This is a genomic window from Streptomyces longispororuber (assembly GCF_014656095.1).
GTDB lineage: Bacteria > Actinomycetota > Actinomycetes > Streptomycetales > Streptomycetaceae > Streptomyces > Streptomyces longispororuber.
This window is the reverse complement of the sequence record NZ_BNBT01000034.1, coordinates 57,278-63,379: the sequence shown is the minus strand read 5'-3', so window position 1 is coordinate 63,379 and position 6,102 is coordinate 57,278. Positions and strand designations below refer to the sequence as shown.

Here is a 6,102-nt window from a genome sequence, read left to right as displayed (position 1 = left end):
GGCGCGGGGCCGCGGCCGCCCGCCCGGGCCCGCCGTGGCCGGTTCCCGGGCGCCGGTCAGCCGCCGCCGGTGAGCGACCGCAGCACCGGCAGCAGCGACGCCACGGTGTGCCGCGCGCCGGCCTCCCGCAGCAGGCCCTCCTTGCGCGGGTTGCGCGCGTACCCGAGGAAGTGGACCCCGGCGGCACGGGCGGCGTGGAAGTCCGAGGGGGCGTCGCCGATCATCAGCACCTCGTGCGGCGCGGCACCCATGGCGCCGAGCGCGCGCTGCACGCAGTACGGGTCGGGCTTGAGCCGGCGCAGGTCCTCGGTGCGGCCGTAGATGTGCGGCGCGAAGCAGCCGGTGAGCCCGCGGGTGCCCAGGTAGCGGCTGACCGCGCGCGGGGAGTTGTTGGTGGCGACGCCGAGCCGGACCCCCACCGCGGACCAGGTGCGGATCAGCACGTCGGCGTACGCCGTCGGCCGGGCCGTCTCCACGGCCGTCAGCTCCTCGCGCGTGAGCCGCTCCCCCAGCTCGGCGACCAGGTCGCTGCCGGGGCGGCGCCGGTCGACGGCGCGCAGCACCACGTACGGGTCGGGCTCCTCCCGGACGCCGTTGGCGAGCAGTCCGTGCAGCCCCCGCTCCTCCAGCCAGCGCACCTGCTTGCGGGCCACGAGCGGCGCCGCGTGCCCGGCGAAGAGGCGGCAGATGGGCCCGTCGAAATCAAAAAGCACGAACCGAACAGATTCGATCAGTTTCCGGGCGCCCTCGGTCAGTTGAGTCGCGTCTGAGGTCATCTAAGAGAGTGTTAGGTCCGTCGTGATCGTTTCCCAGAGTGCGTCGAACCACTTCTGCGATTCCCGCACGAATCCGGAGTCGCGGGAACCGGCCCCCTCGGCGAAGGAGAACAGCGGGGTCTTCAGCCCGCCGGCGTCGTAGAGCTCCACCGTCTCCCCGCCGTCCGTGTCGAACTCCACCTGGTCGCGCTCCAGCGTGTAGTACGCGAGCAGCGCCTCGCGGCCGTTGAGGACGTACAGCTTCACCGGTGTCGTGAAGGGCAGGGCCCGGAAGCGGACGCGGACGTCGATGCCGAGCGGGGCGTTGCGCAGCGACAGGAGGTTGTGGCGCAGCACCTGCACCTGGGCGTTGCGCTGGGTCAGCCAGCGCTGGTGCAGCCGCCGCCGCTCGCCCTCCGCCTCGCCCTCGACCGGCACCGGGAACGCCAGCGTGATGGCGCTGCTCGGCAGCAGCACGCGGACGTCGATGGAGCGCGGGCGCAGCAGCCCCGCGTGGATCTGCCGAATCGGTTCGCTGACCGCGTTCATCAGCGTCTCGGCGGTGTACGACACCGCGTCCACGCGGACGCGCTCCTCCTTGAACGCGGACACCAGGCACGGGGCCAGCGCCACCATCGACGGCTGGGGCTCCTGGGCCGGCGGGGCGGGCTCCTCGGCCGGGGCGGCGACGCGCGGCGGGCTGCCCTTGGTGACGTGGTTGATCAGGCCGTCGCGGTGCAGTCCGTGCAGGGCCTGGCGCACCGTGCCGCGCTCCACGCCGAACTCCTCGGCGAGCCGGGCCTGCGTGGGCAGCCGGTCGCCGGGTTTGAGGGTGCCGGTACGGATGCGGTCGCGCAGGGCATCGGCGATGTCCTGGGGCGAGGGCTTGCTGCTGCCGGTCACTGCACCGTTCTCCTTGGTCACGGCCAGACAATACAACTGGCTGCCATCTTTGGGGAGTTGGACGAGCAGTTGTTTACGGACACCTGCCAAGTGGGGACAACTTCATTGAGTTGGTTGCCAACTTTTCCAAGCTGGCAGAAGGGGGAACCACCATGCCCGTCATCGCTCTCCTCGCAGCCGTGCTCGTCGTCACCGCCGAGCAGCTCGTGCAGTGGAAGTACGGCACCCTCGGCATCGTGGGACTCACCCTGCTGACCGTGGGCGTCAAGGCGCGGAACGCCACGTGCAGCTCCCTGGGCGCGGCCGTCCTCGCCCTGATGCTGACCGGGCCCGTCCTGTAACGGGCCGCTCAGGAACCGGCGTTCAGCCGCAGGTCCTCGCTGATCGTGTTCCACAGCGCGTCGAACCACAGGTGGGACTGTTCCACGAACGTCGTGTCCCGCGGGCCGTCCCCCTGGTGGAAGGGGAAGAGCGTCGACTGCGTCCCCTGCGCGTCCCACAGCTCCAGGTACTCCTGGCCGAACTCCTCGCCGCGCTTGGCGAGGGTGTAGTACGCGAACAGCGCCTCCGAGCCGTTGAGCAGGTACAGCTTCACCGGCGGCGTGAACGGCAGGGCGCGGAACTCCACGCTGACGTCGATGCCGTGCGTGCCGCGCAGGGTCAGGAGGTTGTGGCGCAGGACCTGACCCTGCGCGTTCCGCTGGTCGAGCCAGCGGCGGTGCACGTGGGCGCCCTCGTCGCCGCCTCCCACCGCCGCCGGGAAGGCGAGCGCGATGTCCCGGCTCGGCAGCAGGACGCGGACGGCGACCTTGGCCGGTTTCAGGCGCCCGGCGTGGATCTGGCGCAGCGGTTCGCCGATGGCCATCGTCAGCGAGATCGACGTCAGGCAGAGCGCGTCGATCTCCACGTGCCGCGCCTGGAAGGCCGCCGCTATCCGGGGGGCGAGCCCGACCATCGTGGGCTGCGGGCGCACCGCGTCGGGGCTCGCGACCGCCGGGGCCGCGACCGTGGCCGGGCTGCCCTTGGAAACGTTGGCCAACAGGTGCTCGCCCTGCAGGATGCGCAGGGCCCGGCGCACCGCGCCGCGCTCCACACCGAACTCGGAGGCCAGCTCCGCCTGTGTGGGCATGCGCTGTCCGGGGCGGAGCGTGCCGGACCTGATCCGGGCCCGCAGCTCGTCGGCCACCTCGCGGTGCGAGCAGTGCGCGCGCCGCTCGCCCGCCGAGCCCCGGGGCGGCCCGGCCGGCCGCCCCCGCTCGTTGACGGAGGCCTGGTCCGTACTCACACCCAAACCGTACAACTTCCCGCCATCTTTGGGGAGTTGCTCAGTGGGTGGTTATAAGACGCGCCAGGGAGGAGATAAGTCAGATGGAGTTGGTGGCCAACTTGGGCGAATTGGTCGGAACCATTGGAGGGTTGGCTGCCAGCTCCTCTTCCGGTCGGGCTGGCCGGGCTCTCATCCGGAGGGGAGCCGGGAGTTCGGTCAGCCGTCGAGCGGGGCGGGGGTGCCCCGGGGCGCGGTGGTGGGGGTGGGCGAGCCCTCACCACCGGGGCCTCGGGCCGGCCGGGGGTACCGGGCCTTTCCCGCCCTCCCACCCGCACGTCCCCGGCTTCGACCGCCCGGCCCCGGCGCGGAGCGCTGCGGCTGAGTGCCCACGCTTGCCGCCGCTGCCGCGGCGGCTCTCACCCACCCGCCCACCCGTGACACCCCGGCCGCGCCGACCCGGCCCCGACGCGGAGCGCTGCGGCGCCGTCGTCCGCGTTCCGCCGCTACCGCGGCGGGTTCTCCCACCCGCCCACCCGTCACACCCGGCTGCGCCACCCCGGCCCCGCGAGGCTAAAGCGTCGCCCTGATCTCCCCCACCCGCGCGCCCCCGCCCAGCAGCGGTGCCTCCGCCAGGCGGTCCAGGACCGGGGACGTGACGCCCGCGAGGCGGAGGGCGCGGGCGAGGACCGGGCCCAGGACGCGTGTCGAGCCGTCGTCGATCTTGAAGGCGAGCGCGCGCCCGTCCGGGAGCGCCACCGCCTGCACGGCCTCCGCCCCCATCTTGGACAGCGTCCCCGGCAGCTCCCGCATCAGCCACGTGTCCGGCCGCCGCGTCCCTGCCACGTACTCGGGGTGCGCCCGCATCGCGTCCGCCACGCGCCGCTCGGCCGTGCCGGGCGCCGCGAGGACGAAGTGCCGGTAGGCGCGGGCGAGCCCGGTGAGGGAGATCGCCATCAGCGGCGCCCCGCACCCGTCCGTGCCGACGGCCGCGACCGGCTCCCCCGCCGCCTCCTCGATCACCTCGTGCACGAGCCGCTGCAGCGGGTGCGCGGGGTCGAGGTACGACTCCTTGGGCCAGCCGTTGACGTCGCAGACCGCGAGCATCGCCGCGTGCTTGCCGGAGCAGTTCATGGTGACCCGGTCCCGCACGGCCCCCGCCGCGAGGTACGTCTCCGCCTCGACGGGGTCGAGCGGCAGGTCGGGCGGGCACTGGAGCTCCGCGGCGGTCAGCCCGTGCTCGGCCAGCATCTTCTGCACCAGGTCCCGGTGAAAGGTTTCCCCGGAGTGGCTGGCGGCGGCCAGGGCGAGGCGCTCGCCGGAGAGTCCGAGCCCGGCCCGCAGCACGGCCGCGGCCTGCATCGGCTTGTTCGTGGAGCGCGGGAAGACGGGCGCCGTCACGTCGCCGAGCGCCAGCTCGACCTCGCCGTCCGTCCCGAGCAGCACCAGGCTGCCCCGATGGCGGCCCTCGACGAAGCCGGAACGTACGACTTCGGCGAGGACCGGCGGTATGACGGGGGTGGCGGCGGACGTCGGCGTCATCTTCGGCCTTCCGGGTGCGGTGGTGCGGGTGGTACCTGTGGTGCGAGCAGTGCCGTACGACGGGCCGCCCGCGCCCGGAGCCATCCGGAAGGTCCGCACGCGGCCGGGACGGCGGGGGCACCGGTGATCGCTGGGATCACCGGGAGCCCCGGGCCGCCCGGGCCGAGGGGGTCACGCGAGCAGGTCGTCGACTTGTGCTTCGCCTTCACGGTACCTGCGCCCGATCTCCGCACTGCAATCGTCCGTGGTCCGCTGCATCTCCTGGCGCCGCTGCGACACCTGCTGCTCGTACCGCACCAGGCGCCCCATCGCCGCGTGCAGCTCCTCGTCGGTGCGTGCATCCAGGTCGGACAGCTCCACCTCGGCGAGCATGTCGGCGGCCAGCCGCCGGTACTCCTCGCCGTGCGGCGTGCCGAGCGTCACGTGCCGGGCGGAGGCGCGGCGCCGGGCCGGGCCGTCCATGAGGATCTCCGGGAGCCGGTCCACGAGCAGTTCCTCCGCTGCGTCGGTGTCCCGTGCTTCCGCACCACCCTCGCGCGCGGCGCCCGCGCCCCGGCGCGCGCGCCGCGCGGTCTCGGCCCGCAGGATGTCGATGCGCCCCTGGAGCAGCCGCCGTACGTAGCTCAGGTCGGCCTCGTCCTGCTGCGCGGCCCGGCGCAGCTCCCGCAGCTCGGGCAGGCGCAGCGCGGTCAGGTCGGGCCCGGGGGCCTCCGGCAGGACGGGGCTGTCGGTCCGCTGCACGGGCGGCCGCGGCACCGCCCCCGCCGGCCCCGCGGCCCCCGCCCCGGCCATGCCCGCAGGAACCGCCGTCCCCGTCATCCCGGCCATCCCCGTCATCCCCGTAGGAACCGTCATCCCTGCCATCCCCGTCGTCCCGGCGGTCCCGGCCGCCTTCGCCGTGCCCGCGGCCCCCTGGGCCCCGGCCGTCTGCACCGCACCCAGGGCTCCGCTCGCCCCTGCTGTCGCCACCGTCCCCGCCGTCCCGCCCGTCCTGCCCGTCCCGCTCGCCCGCCCCGCCCTGGGGGCACCGGGCGTACTGGGTGTGCTCATGTGGCTCTACCGTCCCCTCAGCCGGCGCGGTACACCGCGTGTGAGCATGGTGCCACCCCGCGTGGCCACTGCGTGCACGAGTGACCCCGATCGCCCCCGGATGGAGGCTTCCCGACCGGCGTACGGACGGGCGCGGGCGCAGGGCATGATGGCGGCATGCGAGCGGTGGTGCAGAGGGTGGACGGCGCGAGCGTCGTCGTGGACGGCGAGACGGTCGGCGAGATCACGGGTGAGGGCCTGTGCGTGCTCGTGGGCGTCACGCACGAGGACACCAAGGAGAAGGCCGCGCAGCTCGCGCGCAAGCTGTGGACGCTGCGGATGCTGCACGACGAGAGGTCCTGCTCGGACGTGGACGCCCCGCTCCTGGTGATCAGTCAGTTCACCCTGTACGGGGACGCGCGCAAGGGCCGCAGGCCCACCTGGAACGCGGCCGCGCCCGGGGACGTGGCCGAGCCGCTGGTGGACGAGGTGGTGGCGCGGCTGAGGGCGCTCGGGGCGACCGTGGCGACGGGTCGGTTCGGCGCCCACATGCGGGTGGGCCTGACGAACGACGGCCCCTTCACGGTGCTCCTGGAGATGTGAGGGCCG

Annotated in this window: 7 protein-coding genes; 2 read left to right on the top strand and 5 right to left on the bottom strand. The window is 73.9% G+C overall.

The annotated features are described in order from the left end of the window. Window positions 1-56: 56 nt before the first annotated feature. A complete protein-coding gene (locus IE330_RS13995; RefSeq protein ID WP_190136293.1) occupies window positions 57-776 on the bottom strand; it encodes an HAD family hydrolase in 720 nt (239 codons plus the stop codon). Beyond that, complete coding sequence (locus IE330_RS13990; protein ID WP_229925630.1) at window positions 777-1,685, bottom strand: winged helix-turn-helix domain-containing protein; 909 nt, start codon at window positions 1,683-1,685, stop codon at window positions 777-779. A gap of 125 nt (window positions 1,686-1,810) precedes the next feature. Here IE330_RS13990 and IE330_RS13985 point away from each other — a divergent pair, with 125 nt between their 5' ends. Beyond that, window positions 1,811-1,999: a hypothetical protein gene (locus IE330_RS13985; protein ID WP_190136292.1), complete on the top strand. Its 189-nt coding sequence runs from the start codon at window positions 1,811-1,813 to the stop codon at window positions 1,997-1,999. 8 nt (window positions 2,000-2,007) lie between these two features. Here the strand turns inward: IE330_RS13985 and IE330_RS13980 are convergent, their stop codons facing one another. The 3 genes from IE330_RS13980 to IE330_RS13970 form a co-directional block, all read right to left on the bottom strand. Further along, window positions 2,008-2,949, bottom strand: a complete 942-nt coding sequence (locus IE330_RS13980) for a winged helix-turn-helix domain-containing protein (protein ID WP_373314644.1) — start codon at window positions 2,947-2,949, stop codon at window positions 2,008-2,010. 546 nt (window positions 2,950-3,495) lie between these two features. After that, window positions 3,496-4,464, bottom strand: coding sequence for an asparaginase (locus IE330_RS13975; protein ID WP_190136290.1), 969 nt, complete (start codon window positions 4,462-4,464; stop codon window positions 3,496-3,498). A gap of 171 nt (window positions 4,465-4,635) precedes the next feature. Beyond that, window positions 4,636-5,256, bottom strand: a complete 621-nt coding sequence (locus tag IE330_RS13970) for an RsiG family protein (protein WP_190136300.1) — start codon at window positions 5,254-5,256, stop codon at window positions 4,636-4,638. 414 nt (window positions 5,257-5,670) lie between these two features. On the opposite strand from IE330_RS13970, the gene dtd reads away from it, so the two are divergent. Next, window positions 5,671-6,096, top strand: a complete 426-nt coding sequence (gene dtd / locus IE330_RS13965; protein WP_190136289.1) for a D-aminoacyl-tRNA deacylase — start codon at window positions 5,671-5,673, stop codon at window positions 6,094-6,096. Window positions 6,097-6,102: the final 6 nt, after the last annotated feature.